General features: G+C 73.2%; 15 protein-coding genes. 5 read left to right on the plus strand and 10 right to left on the minus strand.

The genetic code is table 11. From position 1 onward, the window contains the following. Positions 1-183: 183 nt before the first annotated feature. From BLT72_RS09320 to BLT72_RS09350, 6 genes are all read right to left on the minus strand, one after another. Complete coding sequence (locus tag BLT72_RS09320; protein ID WP_091412313.1) at positions 184-1,209, minus strand: NAD-dependent epimerase/dehydratase family protein; 1,026 nt, start codon at positions 1,207-1,209, stop codon at positions 184-186. A 299-nt stretch (positions 1,210-1,508) separates the two neighbouring features. Further along, positions 1,509-2,189, minus strand: a complete 681-nt coding sequence (locus BLT72_RS09325) for an ATP-binding cassette domain-containing protein (protein ID WP_157720372.1) — start codon at positions 2,187-2,189, stop codon at positions 1,509-1,511. Then, entirely contained in the window at positions 2,186-3,040 is an 855-nt protein-coding gene (locus BLT72_RS09330; RefSeq protein ID WP_197677247.1) for an ABC transporter ATP-binding protein, read from the minus strand. Before BLT72_RS09330 ends, BLT72_RS09325 begins: the two co-directional genes overlap by 4 nt. Then, positions 3,037-6,033, minus strand: coding sequence for an FtsX-like permease family protein (locus BLT72_RS09335; RefSeq protein ID WP_157720373.1), 2,997 nt, complete (start codon positions 6,031-6,033; stop codon positions 3,037-3,039). Before BLT72_RS09335 ends, BLT72_RS09330 begins: the two co-directional genes overlap by 4 nt. 438 nt (positions 6,034-6,471) lie before the next feature. Continuing rightward, positions 6,472-7,143, minus strand: coding sequence for a Type 1 glutamine amidotransferase-like domain-containing protein (locus tag BLT72_RS09345; protein WP_091412323.1), 672 nt, complete (start codon positions 7,141-7,143; stop codon positions 6,472-6,474). A gap of 397 nt (positions 7,144-7,540) precedes the next feature. After that, the gene (locus tag BLT72_RS09350; protein ID WP_091412325.1) at positions 7,541-8,266 is read right to left on the minus strand and encodes a TetR/AcrR family transcriptional regulator; all 726 of its coding nucleotides are present in this window, start codon (positions 8,264-8,266) and stop codon (positions 7,541-7,543) included. Positions 8,267-8,386: 120 nt separating this feature from the next. Between BLT72_RS09350 and BLT72_RS09355 the strand changes: the two genes are divergently transcribed. Then, on the plus strand, positions 8,387-9,337 hold the full coding sequence (locus tag BLT72_RS09355) for an NAD-dependent epimerase/dehydratase family protein (protein ID WP_091412327.1): 951 nt from the start codon (positions 8,387-8,389) through the stop codon (positions 9,335-9,337). Then, positions 9,337-10,083 carry a DUF4386 domain-containing protein gene (locus BLT72_RS09360; protein WP_091412329.1) on the plus strand — a complete coding sequence of 249 codons (747 nt, stop codon included), beginning with the start codon at positions 9,337-9,339 and terminating at the stop codon, positions 10,081-10,083. The genes BLT72_RS09355 and BLT72_RS09360 overlap by 1 nt, the downstream gene beginning before the upstream one ends. Positions 10,084-10,322: 239 nt before the next feature. On the opposite strand, the gene BLT72_RS09370 is transcribed toward BLT72_RS09360, so the two are convergent. Both BLT72_RS09370 and BLT72_RS09375 read right to left on the minus strand, forming a co-directional pair. Next, the gene (locus BLT72_RS09370) at positions 10,323-10,982 is read right to left on the minus strand and encodes a hypothetical protein (RefSeq protein ID WP_157720374.1); all 660 of its coding nucleotides are present in this window, start codon (positions 10,980-10,982) and stop codon (positions 10,323-10,325) included. A 1-nt stretch (position 10,983) separates the two neighbouring features. Beyond that, entirely contained in the window at positions 10,984-11,433 is a 450-nt protein-coding gene (locus tag BLT72_RS09375) for an SgcJ/EcaC family oxidoreductase (RefSeq protein ID WP_091412333.1), read from the minus strand. A gap of 90 nt (positions 11,434-11,523) precedes the next feature. Between BLT72_RS09375 and BLT72_RS09380 the strand changes: the two genes are divergently transcribed. After that, positions 11,524-12,141, plus strand: coding sequence for a TetR/AcrR family transcriptional regulator (locus BLT72_RS09380; RefSeq protein WP_091412335.1), 618 nt, complete (start codon positions 11,524-11,526; stop codon positions 12,139-12,141). Here BLT72_RS09380 and BLT72_RS09385 read toward each other — a convergent pair. Next, positions 12,138-12,872: an alpha/beta fold hydrolase gene (locus BLT72_RS09385; protein ID WP_157720375.1), complete on the minus strand. Its 735-nt coding sequence runs from the start codon at positions 12,870-12,872 to the stop codon at positions 12,138-12,140. The genes BLT72_RS09380 and BLT72_RS09385 overlap by 4 nt on opposite strands. Positions 12,873-13,810: 938 nt before the next feature. Between BLT72_RS09385 and BLT72_RS23520 the strand changes: the two genes are divergently transcribed. Both BLT72_RS23520 and BLT72_RS09395 read left to right on the plus strand, forming a co-directional pair. Then, a complete protein-coding gene (locus tag BLT72_RS23520; protein WP_425349241.1) occupies positions 13,811-14,221 on the plus strand; it encodes a glycosyltransferase family 87 protein in 411 nt (136 codons plus the stop codon). Beyond that, positions 14,202-14,972, plus strand: a complete 771-nt coding sequence (locus tag BLT72_RS09395; RefSeq protein ID WP_091412342.1) for a phosphotransferase enzyme family protein — start codon at positions 14,202-14,204, stop codon at positions 14,970-14,972. The genes BLT72_RS23520 and BLT72_RS09395 overlap by 20 nt, the downstream gene beginning before the upstream one ends. Before the next feature lie 188 nt (positions 14,973-15,160). Here the strand turns inward: BLT72_RS09395 and BLT72_RS09400 are convergent, their stop codons facing one another. Continuing rightward, positions 15,161-15,739 carry a MarR family winged helix-turn-helix transcriptional regulator gene (locus BLT72_RS09400; RefSeq protein WP_091412343.1) on the minus strand — a complete coding sequence of 193 codons (579 nt, stop codon included), beginning with the start codon at positions 15,737-15,739 and terminating at the stop codon, positions 15,161-15,163. Positions 15,740-15,744: the final 5 nt, after the last annotated feature.

The raw sequence follows: 15,744 nt of genomic DNA on the forward strand, positions 1-15,744 counted from the left end.
GCCGTCGACGGGCGATCGGCCCGCTGGCCAAAACCTAACGCGGCCACGACGGACGCGGAGCACCGCGGTCCGCGCCCGGTGGCGGCCGTGTGTCGTGAGCCGCACCCGGGACGCGGGAACCGCCCCGGTCGAGGCGTCTGGACGCTGAGGGAGGAGGGGTGCGCCTCCCGACGGGACGGCGGCCTACGACCTCGGCCCGACCTCCTCCGCGCGGTAGCTGAACCAGTCGTCGGCGCCCCAGGCGCGGAGGTCGGGGAAGACGTCGTGCCAGGAGCCGCCGTCGTCCTCGGCCCGCCGCACCGCTCGGACCGCCCAGTCGACGTCCTTCTCCAGAGCGGCCCGCCACGTCAGGGGGGCCACGTAGCCGACGTCGTCGCGGGCGCGTGCCATGGACAGCACGAAGGGCTTGGGTGTGCTCCACGGGGAGGCTGGCGCGTCGTCGCGCGGGGGGCCGGCGACGGTGGTGATCTCGGCTTCATGGCCCAGGAGCTCGAAGACGGCCCGGCCGATCTCGGCGTCGGTGGGGCACTCCTCGTCCACCGCGTTCAGGACGCGGTGGCCCGGAGCCTCCGCACAGGCGAGGGCGAGGGCGGCGAGGTTCGCGGTGGAGGCCGGGTGGAAGCGACCCTCGCCGCCCCAGGGCAGGGTCACGCGCTCCTGCCGATCCAGCGCCCTCTTGATGTAGTACCACTCACGCAGCGCCGCGCTCCCGGGTCCGTGGACGGCCCCTGCCCGCAGCAGGCTCACGGGGAGGGACCCTCCGAGCAGCTCGCGCTCCATCGCCGCCTTGAGCGGGGAGTAGGTCTGCTCGGCGTTGTCCACGGTCGGCCAGTCCTCGGTGATGGGGACCGGGTAGTCCGGGTAGGAGTCGGGATCGGTGACCACGTCGAGGTAGGTGCCGTTCGCACCCTCGTAGACGGCTGCGGTCGAGATGACGACGAGGGCTCCGACGTCGAGGGTCAGGAGCTGTCGAGCGTGGGCAGGGGTGAAGGCGACCGTGTCGACGACCAGGTCGTGGCCCTGAGCGGTGCGGCGGAGTGCGGCGGTGTCCTCACGGTCGAGGACGACGCCGTCCCCGGCACGACCCTCCACCGGCGGTCGCGACCCGCGGCTCGCCGACACCACCTCCCAGCCCGCCGCGCGGAGCGCGTCCGCGACGGCGAGGCCGATCTGCCCGGAGCCGCCGATCACGAGAGCTGTGCTGGCCATGGTGCCTCCCGGTGTGCGCGGACCCTCGCCTCGCTCGATGCCAGCCACCGCCTCGGCGGGTCGGCGGACGACGCGGGGCGCCAAGGCCGATGGTCGCACCGCCCGGGGCTGCTGCACCACCCCCACCGAGCCGCGGGCGCGGCCGATGACGAGGTCATCGCCCGCGCGCCCGCTGGGCTTTCGGGAACACGGTTGCGGACGCAGCGTGCGGGGGGTCCGATCGAGGTCGCGTGGACCGCCCCCTCGGCGGGACCGCAGGAGGACCTCTCCTCGTGGGGTGCTCGGGCCGCCGAGCGTGCTCAGCCGAGCGTGATGCGGCGGTCGCAGAGGTCGAGCAGCACGTCGTCGTCGCTGCTGAGCACGCAGCACACGCCGTCCGAGGCGACCTCGCGGAGGACGCCCACGACCAGCTCGACGCTGTCGGGGTCCAGCTCGCTGGTCGGCTCGTCGAGCACCACCAGGCGCGGCCGCAGCACCAGCGCGCGCGCGAGGGCCACCCGTTGCTGCTGCCCCCCGGAGAGCTGCTCGACCAGGTTGTGCCAGGTGGCCGGGGACAGCCCCAGAGCGGCGAGCTGGGTCTCGGCCCGCTCGCCGGTGACCCGGTTGGACGGCTCCCCGCCGGCGATCAGGCTGACCAGCACGTTCTCCACCGCCGTCAGGGTGCCGATCAGCCGGTGGTCCGGACTCAGGTACCCCAGCCGCCGCGGCTCTGGGTGCAGGCCCAGCTCCAGGTCGTCCACCGTCACCGAGCCCCCGGACGGTGGGCGCTGACCGGCCAGGCAGGCGAGCACGGCCGTGACGTCGGCGCTCGACGGACCGGTGAGGGCCAGACGCTGGCCGGGGGCCAGGTCGAGGTCCAGGTCGGCGACGACCGACCGCCGCTGGTCCCGGCCCGGTGCCCCCCCGACCGCCGGCCTCTCGACGGTCAGCCCGCGGACCCGCAGCCCGGGTGACCGGGGGCCGCCGGCTCCGGTGGTCACGGCGCTTCCTCGGCCGGCAGGCGCCGACGGATCGTGATCTCGTCCGTGGAGGCTTCCTTCACCGACACCGCCGAGCCGGCCGGCCAGGACGCCAACAGCTCCTCGGGCAGCTGCACGGACCCGTCGGCACCGATCACGGCGTACTGCTCGTGCCGTTGGCCCTCGGCGCCCACCCGGCCGTCCCGCATCCGGACCATCCGCTGCATGCGGTGCGCCACCTGCTCGTCGTGGGTGACCATCAGCAGCGTGGTGCCGGCGGCCGTCGTGGTCTGGACCAGCGTGTCGAGCAACCGCTCGCGGGCGTCGTCGTCGAGCTGGCTGGTGGGCTCGTCCACCAGCAGCAGCCGGGGGCTGCCGGCCATCGCGACCGCCAGCGCTGTCGCCTGCTGGTCGGCGCGGCTGAGGAGCGCCACCGGGCGGCGCTCGTCCGCGAGCCCGGCCGCGCCGAGAGCCCCGTCCGTGAGCTCGTGGCGGCCCCGCGATCGCACCGGCCCCCCGACGAAGGCGAGGTTCTCCCGCGGACTGGCGTACGGCAGCAGGTTGGACAGGTCCCCCTGCATCATCAGCCCGAGGCTGTGGCTGCGGTAGTCGTACAGCTCGGACTCCGAGAAGCGCGCGATGTCGCGGCCGTCGACCAGCACCGAGCCCGCCGAGGGGCGGCGCAGCCCGGCGACCACGCTCAGCAGGGTCGACTTGCCCGATCCCGACGGCCCCAGCAGCGCCACCCGCTCGCCCGGCCCGACGGAGAGGTCGACGCCGCGCAGCGCCGCCACGTCGGTGCCGGCGACCCGGTACACGTGCACCACCCCCACGGTGCGGACCTCGGCTCCTCGACGTTCCCCTGCCCTCACGGCCCCTCCTCGGCTCGGACCTCGGCGCGTGCGCCGATCTCGGCGACCACCCCGATGACGAGGACGGCGCCCGCCCCCAGCAGCAGGACCGGCCACCAGTCGAGCTGCAGGTCCAGCGGCGGTCCGGGGGCGGCGGCGTCGACGACGGGCAACCGGGGTCCGGCGATGCGGGCGGCGACGGCGCCGCTCAGCAGCCCGACCGCCACCGCCAGGAGGGCGGGCACGGCGATCTCGGTCCTCGCGAGCCGGCGCAGCCGCCGCGGCCCGACCCCGCCCTCGCGGAGCGCCCGCCAGTCGGCGCGGCGCCGACCCGCATCGGTCCAGCGTGCCGCCACCAGCGCGACCAGGCTGAGCAGCAGCGCGACGGCGCTGATGACCACCGCCACCGCAGCTCCTCGGGTGGTGGCCTGCCGCTCCAGGGCGCTCCGGGCGGAGCCGAGCAGCTCGCGGCTCTGCACCCGGACCCCGTTCGCCGCCAGCCGCTGCTCGAGCTCTGGCGTTGCACCCGGCGCCAGCCACACCTGGTCGAGCATCTGGCTCCTGGACGGGTCGGACAGGTTCCGGGCGACGCCCAGGTCCACCAGGACGCCGTCATCCAGCCACCGGGGGAGCACGGCGGCGGTGCCGACCACGGCCAGTCGCTGGTCCTGCCCGTCCAGCCCGAGGCCGTTGATCGAGCCGGGGCGCCCGGGCACCGGGGTGTCCGAGGTGGTGGGTCCGAGCACGGCCGGCAGCGGGTCCACCGTGTCACCCGGGGCGACCGCGGTCAGGCTCTCGCCCTCGAGGTCGAACGCCCCCAGGGTGAGGCCGCGCGTCGACGGCGCCGGTGTCGCCATCGAGGTGGGTTCGGGTTGGGTGTCGTCCACCGTCTGGGCGTGCCAGCCCTGCCGGAGCTGCAGCCAGCCGGCCGAGTCCGCCGCAGGCAGGGCGTCGGTGGCCACGGCGGTCACGGTGAACGTGGCCCGGTACGGAGTGCCCGCAGCGGCCGCGAGGCCCAGCGAGACCACCCGGCAGGACGTCGCGCACGGCAACGCCGCCGTCAGGTGCTGCCGGCTCGCCGAACGCCGCAACGGTCCCAGCTTGACGGTCCGCCAGCGTCCCGCCGCCTCCACGGTCAGCGCGAGGTCGGGCGGACTCGGCGGGTCTGCCGCACTGGCCGTGCCGGGGAGCAGGCGCACCTGGACCTGGGCCAGGTCGACCTCGACCCGCTCCCCCCGGAGCAGGATCGGGGCTCGCTGGTCCGCCCTGAGGGCGGCGCCCAGGTCGGCGACCCCGGACCACGCCGTCGACCAGCGGGACACGGCCGCCAGGCGGGAGCTGTCCACCGCGAGGATCCGCGCGGTGCCGTTGGAGGCGACGACCGTGCTCTGCTGCACCGCCATGGCCTGCCGGCCGTCGGGGTCCGCAGCCCGGACGGCCGCGAGCAGGTCGACGTCCGGCGCGACGGACACACCCAGCACCGCGCTCGCCCCGGTGACGGCGTCGGCCCGCAGACCCTGGTTGCGCTCGGAGAACGCGAGCACCTGGCTGGCGAACACCGCCAGCGCGACCCCGACGGCGATGACCATGGCCGGGTTGAGCGAGGACGGCGTGCGGGCGGCGTGTCGTCCGACCACCAGGGCCGCGAGCCCCCGTGGTGGGCGGGTGGTGACCCGGCGGACCACCACCACGGCCAGTCGTACGGAGGCGAGGGCGACGGCCAGGGCGAACAGGCCGGGGGCGAGCAGGCCCAGCTGCGGACCGGTCGTGCTGAGCCGACCGCCGGTCACGAGCTGGTAGAGGGTGGCCGCAGCGAGCAGGTGCACCCCGGTCTGCACCACCGCGCCGGCCGTCGTCAACCGCCGCGCCTCGGACTCCTGCTGCACCAGCTGGGCCAGCGGGCGACGGATGCTTGGCAGGCTGACCGCGACCAGGGCGGCGACGGCGATGACGGCCGTGCCGAGGGCGGCGACGACGACCGGCCAGCGCCACGGCTCGACCGGCGTGCCCGCGCGCAGGACGAGCCGTGCACCCAGCCGGCCGACGGCCGCTCCCGCGGCGAAACCGAGCGGGAGCCCGACGAGGATGGCCAGGAACGGCTCGGTGAAGATGGACCGCAGCCAGCGCCCTCGCGGCACCCCGCGCAGCCGGCCGACGCTCCACTCGCCGGCCCGGACCCGGCCGATCCGCTGGAGGACGATCGCCAGCGCGAACAGGGCCAGGAAGACCGCCTGGACGTCGGTGACCAGGATGAGCACCTGGGCCGCGGACGCCTGGGTGTCGACCCGGTCGAGCACGTCCGGCAGCTCGCTCTGCACCTCGAGCACCCGGTCCTGGGCGTTGGTGGCGGTCTTGAGCTGCTCGACCGAGCTCTGCACCACGGGGACGTCGCCCACGGCCAGCCCGGGTCGGAGGGTCATCCGGACGGTGATGTCCACCGCCAGGGGGAGCTTCTCCGCCTGGGGCGCGGTCAGCACCAGCGGGTCCGCCTCGACCCCGGTCGCCACGCCGGCCGGGGTCCCGGGACGGGTGAGGTCGGCCGTCGTCGAGGCTTCCGCGTCGTAGAGGCCGACCACCGTGACGACCGTCCGCGGTGCCCGCGCCAGGCTGAACGTGATCTTCCCGCCCACGACGATCGCCAGCCTCGTCGCGTCGGCCGCGCTGACCATGGCCTGGCCGGTCGTGGTGGGGCACCGGCCTGCGGTGAGCCGGTAGGCGCCGCAGGCGCCGTCGAGGGCGCTGACCAGGGCGGCGGTGGGGGCCGCGCCCGGGGCCGCGGTGACGTAGGTGATCGACGTCGAGCTGGTCAGCACCTGCGGGTCCGACCAGTGCTGGGGGGCGGCCTCCTGACCCGCGGCCACCGCGGCGACCGCTAGGTCCTCGACCTGGGACCACGGCTCGTCAGCAGCGGCCTGGCCGGAGACCGAGATCGACGTGCCGCCGAGCCCGCCTGCCTCGAGCGCGTCGGTGAGCGTCGACTGGTGGACGGCTCTCACCAGCAGGGGACCGAGCATCGACGTCAGCACCGCAACCGCGGACAACAGGCAGAGGAGGACCGCGATGTGGGGTCGGCGTCGCACGCTGCGGAGCCAGAGCGGGCCGCTCACGACGACCGTCGCCGACCGGTCAGGACGGGTGCCGGGTGCGGCCGCGCGGCGTCGGTGGGCCGGCGGTCGCGGGGCGGCGGACTCGTCGGCAAGCGATCCTCCTCCACGGCGGTCGTCCAGGCAGGCTCGTCGGCCTGGGCGGCGGACAGGACGAGTCTGGCGGGCCCCGTCATCGAGGAGGACCACCGGTCGACGTCGGGCGTGTCGAGGGACCCCATCCAGCGCGTCGGCGGGGGAGCCCCCCACCTCGTCACCGTGCTGGCGGCACCGGCGGCGGGCATCGGCGCACAGCTCGTCGAGAGCCGACCGTGGTGGGGGTCGCACGGGCCGCCGGTCCGTCGGCGCTCACGATGCGGCGTCGAGCAAGGCCCACCGGCCCTCGGACACCACGTCGACGGACCCGTCGACGACCGTGATGGCGGTCTCGTCGTCGATGACGTAGCCGGGGTTCGGGAGACCGGCCGCCCACACCTGCGCCTCCGCCATCGTGTTCCCCGGTCGCCCTTCGCCGTTCACGTGCGGGCAGATCGAGAAGTCGACCACGCCCAACGCCTCGTCACCGGCGGGTGACTCCCACTGGACGAACGCGCTCCCGACCCGGGGCGTCAGGACCATGCTGCCGGCGCTCAACCCCACCCAGACCGTGTCGTGCAGCGACGGCAGGAGGTCCGCCAGCCCGGACTGCCGCATCCAGTGACTGAGGTACCCGGCGTCGCCGCCGGCCACCAGCAGCGCGTCCGCTTCGCGGACCCACGGGACCCAACGCTCCTGGCCGATGCTCGGCAGGGCGGTCAGCTCCAGGACTCCGACGGACTTCCACCCCAGTCCGCACATCGCGAGATCGGAGGTCCCACTGATGAACCGCCACGTCATGGCCGGGTCGACCATCGGGTGCCCGTACTGCGCCGTGGGGATGCACAGGGCCGTCGAATCGCCGATCGGTCGGCCCAGCAGGTCGAGGAGCGCGTCGTGGATGCTCGGGTTCGTGACGCCCGCGGAGGTGAGGAGCAGCTTCATGGGTCAGCCTCTGATGGGGTGGTGCGGAGTCGCCTGGCTCCGGGTTGCAGCCATCCAGGTCGACCCGCCGTGCCCGGGGAACTCATCGGGTGGGGGACCACGGCGCCCGCCGGGCTGCGCCCCGCGCGGACGCGAGGGCCGACGGGGACCGTCGCCACGAGGGGACGAACCGCGAGAGGGGGGCAGCGCCGGTGGGGGAGCGGGGTGCATCCCTCCCGCTCGTCCCGGCGCGGTGATGCTGAGGCGACGGGAGTGGCGATGCCGCGCTGTCGTGCTGGTGATCCACACCGGGCGGGGGCGGCTCAGCCCTCGACCTGCGACAGCAGGCAGCGCAGCTGTGGTGCGGGCTGACCCTCGGACGACCGAACCGGCGCGGCAGGGGCGACGCGCCGGGGGGTCAGTCGTCGGCTATGCCCAGCAGAACGCACAGGCGACGGGACTCCTCCGCGAAGAAGTCGTCGGCGTGGTCCTCCGCGATGACCTGGTGGCGCTGACCGAACAGCTCGAAGGACACCGCGCCGAACAGGTAGGTCCACGCCATGACGCCGCGCACCAGCAGGTCGGTCGGCACCTGACCGCCGGTGTACCGGGCGACCGGCTGGACGGCCGCGTCGACCGCAGCCGTGCTGCCCTCCCGATCGGGGTCGCCCGGACGGGTGCCGTCGCTGGCGGCGATGTCGACGAGCAGGTCTGCGAGCAGTCGGGCCACCCGGGTGGCCGGGCCGACCGTGTCCTGCGGCGCGGCGTACCCCGGCACCGGTGAGCCGTAGACCAGGGCGTACTGGTGCGGGTCCGCCCTCGCCCACCCGCGGGTGGCGACGGCGACCGCGCGCCACCGGCCGGCCAGGTCCTCGCGGGGCACCCGCGCCTCGGCCCGCTCGACGGCCGAGCCGAGGGAGTCGTACGCGTCGATGATGAGGGCCGTCAGCAGCGCGTCCCGGCTGGGGAAGTAGCGGTAGACCGCCGAGGACACCATCCCGACGTCGCGGGCCACGGCTCGCAGCGACAGCCCGACCGCACCGTGATCGGCCAGGTGGGCGCGCGCGGTCTCGAGGATCGCCGTCCTCATCTGCTCGCGGGCCTGCGCGCGCACGCCCCCGGCGCGGGTGGTGGTGTCTGCCATGCCGGAAGGATCGCACATCGGCGAGCGCCGCACACTCAGGAGAGCACCGCTCTTGCGTCCATGGTCCAGTGGGTGTTCACTGATCTCTACAGAGAGCACCGCTCACACAAGGAGACCTCCATGACCCAGCTCCACGTCGTCGTCGGCGCCGGACCCGTCGGCTCGACCGCCGCGACCCGGCTCGCCGAGCAGGGCCACCGCGTCCGTGTCGTCACCCGCTCCGGCTCCGGCCCGGTACGCCCCGGCGTCGAGTGCATGGCGGCCGACGCCGCGGACGCCCCGGCGATGGCCCGCCTGAGCGAGGGGGCGAGCGCGATCTACAACTGCGCCAACCCCTCGTACACCACCTGGACCACGGCGTGGCCGCCGCTGTCGGCTTCGCTCCTGTCCGCGGCTGAGGCCTCGGGCGCCGTGCTCGCCGCGGTCAGCAACCTGTACGTGTACGGTCCCGTCGACCGGCCGATGACGGAGCAGACGCCGATGTGCTCCCGCGACAGCAAGGGCAGGGTCCGGACGCAGATGTGGCGGGACGCCCTCGCCGCGCACCAGGCCGGCCGGGTCCGCTACGTCGAGGTCCGCGCCAGCGACTACCCGGACGCCCCCGGGGCGACGTCCCACCTGTCCCGCCACGTGGCCGCGCTGCGGGCCGGGAGGACATGCCAGGTGATGGGGAGCCCGGACCGGGCGCACTCGTGGACCGCGACCGGTGACGTGGTCGCGCTGCTGCTCGCCGCGGCAGCCGACCCGACGGCGTACGGGCGCGCCTGGCACGTCCCGTCGGCCCCGCCGCGCACCCAGCGCGAGGCGCTCACAGACCTGGCCGCCGCCGCCGGACTGACGGCGGCACCGAAGGTCCGCGGCACCAGTCCGGCACTGCTGCGCGCCGTCGGCCTGGTCGTGCCGGTGGTCCGCGAGATCGCCGGGACGGTGTACCAGTTCGCCGACGACTTCGTCATCGACGACAGCGCCGCCCGGGAGCACTTCGGCCTCACCCACACCCCGTGGCCCGACACCGTCAGGCGGGTCCTCGCCAACGACGACGCCGTCCCGGCCGCTCGGCGGGCCGCCTGATGCGCCGGCTCCCGGTCGCGGGCGCCCTGCTGGTCGGCTCGGCTGTCCTCAGTCTGGTGGGGTACGCCGTCCTCGGCACCAAGTTCGGCTGGCCCGCGGTGCTCGACGAGCCCGGCACCGTCGCCCTCGACCGCTTCGTCGAGGCCGAGCCGTGGGTCCGGGTGGGCTTCTACGCCTTCTTGCTGTCCAGCCTCGTCTTGGTTCCTGCGGCCGTCGCGCTCGAGGACGGGCTCACCCGCGGCCAGGCGGCCGCTCGGACGATCACTGCGTTCGGTGTGCTGGGCGCGTTCGCCCAGATGCTCGGCTGGGTCCGCTGGCCGCTCGCGGTGCCCGCCCTCGCCGACCGCTGGACCGACCCGTCCGCGGGCCAGGCGGACCTGGCGGTGACGGCGGCGGTGTACGACCTGCTCAACGGTTACGCCGGCGGCGCCGTCGGCGAGCACCTCGGCTGGTTGCTCCAGGGCGTCTGGGCGGTCGGGGTGTCCCTGTGGGTGCTGAGGGCACGAGGTCTGCCGCCCTGGTTCGCGGTGCTGGGGGTCGCGTTGTCGGTGGTCTGGGCGTTGCTCGTCCCGGTCGCCACGGCCTTCGGCCTGCCGACGCTCGAGTTCTGGAGCCTCAACGTCTACACCGCCTGGTACCTGTGGCTGCTGGCGCTCGGCGTCCTGCTGATGGTGCGACGGGTCGAGCCGCCGGCGGAACCGGTCCTCGACCGGGTCCGCCGCCAGCTGCCGGCGGTCGGGTCGTGACCGCCGCGGCCAGGGATGACGATGTGCCAGCGCCGGGGGACTGCGCCAGTTCAGGGGCGCAACCGGCGAGCTGGGCCAGCTCCTCGACGACGTCCATGGTCCGCTGGTTCGCGGGCAGCCGCATGTCGAACCGAGCGGGCGGCGGGGCGGACGACGTCGGTGTTCTCGCAGCTTCCTGGCGCCAGCCAGCCACCGGCGAGGCGGCTGTAGGTCAAGGTGCCCGTCCCGTGGCGCTGCGGTCAGCGTCGCCAGAGCCGTACCCCGGTTCCCATCAGCCAGACCGCAAGGCCGGTCTGCAGCGGGAAGAGGAGGGCCCAGCGGGTGTCACCGGTCGCTGTGACCAGGGGGCTGGCTGCCGCCGACCCCAGACCACCGAGCACGGCGAAGCCGGCCAGTACCCGGGCAGGTCGGGTCTTCGCGGCGGCGGCGACCGCGACGGCGATGATGGCGCTGGTCAGGCCGACGGCCGGCGAGGCGACCAGTTGCACCAGGACGTGCAGGTCCAGCACCGGCGTGGCCTCGTGGTGTTCGAGGGCGAGCGCGTCGTTGGCTGCCAGCAGGTGCGGGAGCATCTCGGCGGCGCCGAGCGCCCAAGCGACGGCGACGAGGGGCAGCCAGCGCTGCACGCGCCCTCCGAAGGCCTCGGAGTGCCACGCGGCGACGAAGGCGAGGCAGCCCGTGACACTGCCGGCCAGCAGCACCAGGTGGGACGACAGCCAACCGGGCGAGGAGAACATGGTCAGCAGGTACTCGTCGACCGTTTCTCCCGACCCCCTCGGGTGCAGCTGCCCACCCGCCGCCATCAGCAGTCCGCCGAGGACGAACAGCGCGGCCGTGGCCCGGTGCGTCACCCGACGGTCGTTGCGGCCCGTCGTCAGCCCCATCGTTGACGTCGCCATCTCAGACAGTCACCAGGGTGTTGTGGCCGACGACGATCTCCGGCCGCCCGACGCCGTCGCTCGGCACGTGGATGAGGCTCGTCGACGTCGCTCGGTGCACTCCGACCAGCGGGCCGGTCGGGCAGTCGAGGGTGTTGACCGAGATCGCGGCGACCGTGCCGTCCACGAGCTCGATGGCGCGGACGAGCTGCATCCGGTTCACGCTCCCGGCGTAGATGGTGGCGAGGATGGCGGCGTGTCCCGCGGCGATGCCCGCGCGGCCGACGATGTGCTCGCCCCGGATGTTCACGAACGAGGCGTCCGGCGCGAAGTTGCTGCCGAACGCCTCGCCGTCGCCGTCGTTCCACGCCTTCTCGAGGCGTGCCAGCACCTCGAGTGCGACGGTCTCGGCTTCCCTGCTGCTCCGGGCTTCGGCGTTGCTCCCGGCGTGGCGGAGAGGGGTGACGGTCATGCTGGTGGTCCTTTCGGTGAGCGGAACCTGATTGGTTCAAGTACTGCTCAGTGAATATAGGGCAACTCAGTCAACCTGTACAGTGTTCTCGTGACTCCTTCCCGCCCCTACCGCTCGGAGCTCCGCGAGCAGCAGGCCGAGCGCACCCGCGAGCTCATCGCGGCGTCGGCCCGGGAGAGGTTCCTGGAGAAGGGGTGGGCGGGCACCAGCGTCCGCTCGGTCGCGGAGGGTGCGGGTATCTCCGAGGCGACCGTCTACAGCGTCTACGGCAGCAAGGCCGGCCTGGCGAGTTCACTGATCGACGCCGCCGAGCAGGGTGCCAACGTGCAGCAGGCGATCGCCGAGATCAAGGACCGCGTCGGCGACCCCGGCGGGCAGCTGCGCGCCTTCGTCGGCTTCGACCGGCGGCTCTACGAGGACGCTGGTGACGTGCTCCGCATCCTCGCCGAGGGCAGGCGCCAGCACCCGGACCTGGGAGCGGCGTACGACGAGGGCCGCAGACGTGGTGACGACCAGCGCCGCGACGTCTTCTCTTCCTGGCCGGCCGACGAGTGGCGTGCGGGCCTCGACGTCGAGCGGGGAGTGGCGATCTACGCAGTCCTCGTCTCGCTCGACAGCTTTGCGATCGCGACGCGGGACTATGGCTGGAGTCCCGCTGAGGTCGAGGAGTGGTGGCACCGCACACTCACCGAACTGCTCCTCCGCTAGCTCGGCCCGCCGCTCAAACGGCCCTTGCCGCGGCACCTCACGAGCTCCAGGTGCTCCAGGACGAGTTCCGGGTCGGCTTCGTCCATCCAGTGCGGTGCGCTGACGGACGTCCAGACGCCGGGGGACCAGCGCTTGACGAAGGCCTTGCGCAGGGGATCGTCTGCGACCTCGCCGCGACCTGAGGGGTCCTCAGCTGCCAGGTAGGTGAGGGGGACGTCGGGCTCCCGATCTCGACGGTCGTAGGCCCATCGCGCAAGGCGACAGTTGTCGATCTTCTCGAGGGAGTCGAGGGCGTCAGCATCCCGGTTGGCCCTGGAGCACATGCCGACGAAGCCGTGGCGCTCGTCGATGACGTAGTCGTCCGGGACGGAGGAGTCGAGCAGCAGGACTCCTGCGACCTTGTCCGGGTGAGCGACGGCGTACGCGCTGGCCACGAGTCCACCGAAGGATGCTCCGAGCAACACGAATGGACCATCCTCACTCACGGCGTCCAGCACGCCGTCGACGTCAGCCACGATGTCGTCAGGCGTCCGAGTGCCTTCCACTGTCTCGCTGCGCCCTGTGTTGCGACGTTCGTACGAGCAGATGCGATGCCGCCCGCCATCGGCCTGTTCCATGGCTTGGACCTTGCTGACGCCGAGCACAGTCGGGTCAGGTGCCCACCCGCTGAAGTAGAGGACCGTCGGCGATCCGCGACCAGCGCAGCGCGCGTAGATGTCATGGCCATCCACCCCGACCAATCCTTCGACGGTCCTGGTCCGCTGCACGGGAAGGTCGATCCGAGGAGGACCGGACGCAAGAGCCGTGGCGGACAGGGCCGAGGGATCCGACGACGGACTCGCTGACGTGGACGGCGTCGAGGGTGGTGCGACACCGCAGCCGGCAAGTACCAGCACGCTCAGGGCCACCCCGACCCGCGATCGACGCTGCCTCCAGCGCACATGACCTCCCCGGCCAGCGCCCAGTTCCGCTGTCGTACCGTACCGCCGGTCGGCCATGAACCGCAGGCTCAGCCGCTGACTGCTGTGGTCCAGGAGCGGTGGAAGTGAGCGAGCCACGAGCCGCATGTGGTGTGGGACGCACGGCGGTCGGCGACCGTTGTGCGGGACGCACGCAGTAGTCGACCCTCCTGCGTGACGCACGCAGTAGTCAACCCTCCTGCGTGACGCACGCGGCTCGATCCCGATGGCGATCCGGGAGAACTCTTGTCTCCTTCCAAGAACCCACGTGCGTGTGGTGGAAAGCAGGCTCGAGCATGACGTGTGGCTGACCGACGGGTCTCGACGTGGGATCGCCGCGAGTGCGGACGCTGGCGACAGCGGTGCTCATGCTCGGGATCTCGGCTGGCTCCACGCCGGCTCGACGGACGGGACGTGCGTGAGCTCAGTTCAGTGGCGGCTGGCTCGGCTCGACGCTCTCATCGTCCGCCGGCGGGTCCGGGGCCATGCGTTGGTCATCACCGTGATGGGCTCGCTCGCCCTCCTGCTCAACGCCACCCTTGGCGGGTCCCGGTGGCACTGTCGGGAGGGGTGGTCCTGCCCGACTTCCTGGCGCCCTGGACCGGTGGCCGCATGGTGCTGCTTGGTCGGTTGGAGAGCTCTGCGACCCTGCAGTGCAATCGGCGCTCCAGCTCTCGGCCGTGCCGTCCACGTCCGCTTTGGCCTGGTTCGTGTCTCCTCCCACCGCCGCCCTGCTGTTCGTGCCGTTGGCGGCCTTCACGTACGGCTGGGCTGCCCTGGTCTGGACAGCCGTTACGGTCGTGGCCCTTGGTCTCGCGCTGTGTTGGGCGCGGCGGGTCCTATCGAAGAGTCACGGTGACCACCAGCTCTTCGTGCTGGTGATGTGGTCGACGCCGGCGGTCTTCGAGCTGGTTGGTGCCGGTCAGGACACAGCGTTGGCGCTGTTGATCGTCATGCTGTCGCTCCGGCGCCGGCTCGCGTTCGCCGCCGGCACCCGCCGCAGGGGCCGCGCCGCAGCAGAGACGGGTAGGCATCGGCGCTTGACAGGCTTCCGTCGATGGGCGGAAGGGCGACCGCCCAACGCTTGGGAGGATGTGGCTCATGGGATGGGAAGCCCTTGAACAGTGGGGTGACGCCAGGCGGGTGGAACCGCTCGCTGGCGGAGTGGCCAACCAGGTGTGGAGCGTCCGCGTCGGGGGACAGCTCGCCGTCGGCCGTCTCGGTGCCCGCAGCGACGCTGACCTCGCCTGGGAGACCGACCTGCTGCGACACCTGGATCGTGGAGGGCTGACGGTGCCCGTGCCGATCGCGACGACAGCGGGCCGGTGGTTCGCCGACGGTCTGGTGGTGATGACCTACGTGGAGGGAGTACCTCCGGAAACGGAGGACGACTGGCGCCGCGTGGCCGACACGCTCGGGCGGCTCCACGGGCTGACGCAAGGGTGGCCGCAGCGCCCGGGCTGGCGTTCGTCGGTCGACCTCCTCCAGGCGGTGAGCGGGACGAGGATCGACCTCGGCGCGATGCCGCCCGAGGGTGTGGCTCGCTGCCGGGCAGCGTGGGCGAGGCTGAGCGGGCGGCCGACTTGCGTCGTCCATGGCGATCCCAACCCGGGCAACATCCGCATCACAGCCGATCGGGTCGCGCTGATCGACTGGGACGAGTCGCACGTCGACGTCCCGGACCTGGACTTGGTGCTGCCTCACAACGCGGCTGAGCTCCCGGACGGCGCGTACGACATCGCGGCGCAGGCCTCGGCCGCCTGGGAAGCTGCAGTCTGCTGGGACGACGAGCATGCACGGGAGCAACTTTCCCGGGTGAGAGCCGCTGAACCCGGGACCGTAGTGGCCGACCGTTGTGCCGGACGCGCGTAGTGGCCGACCGTCGTGCGGAGCGGGTAGCAGCGGACCCACCTGCGGGATCCTCGCAGGATCCGACCGTCGTTCGGGACGCTCGCAGCAGCCGATTGATCAGCGGCTGACGCGGTTCTGGTAGCAGCGAGCGAGCAACTCGAGCCGCCCTCACTGGTCGGCTACGTCGCGGCCGCCGAAGCCGGGGAGTGCTAGGGGACGGCGTCGGTAGGCAGCCCTGCGGCCCGATGTTCCCCTTGGGGCTGCTCGCGACCCGGGTGTGGCGCCTGCGCTTGTTCAGCGTCGACGACTTTCCCGAGGAACTTCTGCACCGCGTCCGCCTCAGCATGGGTGAGCTCGGCCGCGGCCGCTTGCAGCCGCGTTGCGAGCGGCGCCAGGTGCTGTTGTCCGAAGGCCTGCGCCGCCGGGCCGAGAATCACCTGGGTCCGCCGCCGGTCGCCGGGGTAGGGCTCGCGTCGTGCGAGGTCGCGTGCTTCCAGACGGTCGAGCAGAGCTGACGCCGCCTGCGGGGTGATGGAGAGCTGCCGGGCCAGCTCTCCCATGGAGATCCCACCCGCTGTGGCGGCGAGGTCCAGTACTTGGAGGGCGCGCACGTCGGTGGTGTGCAGCCCTGTCTGTTCGGCCAGGTGCGTCCCCAGCACCGCCGCTTGGCGGACCAGAGCGATCGCCAGCCGGACGACGTGCGTGGACGGTGCGCTCTGCTCGTCCGGCCGGGCGGGCCCCGCTGCTCGCTCCCAGGAGGGATTGCCAGGTCTCGCCGCTGATGCCATGCTTC

This window comes from Friedmanniella luteola (assembly GCF_900105065.1).
GTDB classification, from domain to species: Bacteria; Actinomycetota; Actinomycetes; order Propionibacteriales; family Propionibacteriaceae; genus Microlunatus; species Microlunatus luteolus.

What these genes read in the sequence shown, in the direction of transcription:
- BLT72_RS09355 (WP_091412327.1), top strand. Translation starts at nt 8,387, where the DNA reads ATGACCCAGCTCCACGTCGTCGTCGGCGCCGGACCCGTCGGCTCGACC.
- BLT72_RS09370 (WP_157720374.1), bottom strand. Translation starts at nt 10,982, where the DNA reads ATGGCGACGTCAACGATGGGGCTGACGACGGGCCGCAACGACCGTCGG.
- BLT72_RS09335 (WP_157720373.1), bottom strand. Translation starts at nt 6,033, where the DNA reads ATGCTCGGTCCCCTGCTGGTGAGAGCCGTCCACCAGTCGACGCTCACC.
- BLT72_RS09320 (WP_091412313.1), bottom strand. Translation starts at nt 1,209, where the DNA reads ATGGCCAGCACAGCTCTCGTGATCGGCGGCTCCGGGCAGATCGGCCTC.
- BLT72_RS09400 (WP_091412343.1), bottom strand. Translation starts at nt 15,739, where the DNA reads ATGGCATCAGCGGCGAGACCTGGCAATCCCTCCTGGGAGCGAGCAGCG.
- BLT72_RS09360 (WP_091412329.1), top strand. Translation starts at nt 9,337, where the DNA reads ATGCGCCGGCTCCCGGTCGCGGGCGCCCTGCTGGTCGGCTCGGCTGTC.
- BLT72_RS09350 (WP_091412325.1), bottom strand. Translation starts at nt 8,266, where the DNA reads ATGGCAGACACCACCACCCGCGCCGGGGGCGTGCGCGCGCAGGCCCGC.
- BLT72_RS09345 (WP_091412323.1), bottom strand. Translation starts at nt 7,143, where the DNA reads ATGAAGCTGCTCCTCACCTCCGCGGGCGTCACGAACCCGAGCATCCAC.
- BLT72_RS09395 (WP_091412342.1), top strand. Translation starts at nt 14,202, where the DNA reads ATGGGATGGGAAGCCCTTGAACAGTGGGGTGACGCCAGGCGGGTGGAA.
- BLT72_RS09375 (WP_091412333.1), bottom strand. Translation starts at nt 11,433, where the DNA reads ATGACCGTCACCCCTCTCCGCCACGCCGGGAGCAACGCCGAAGCCCGG.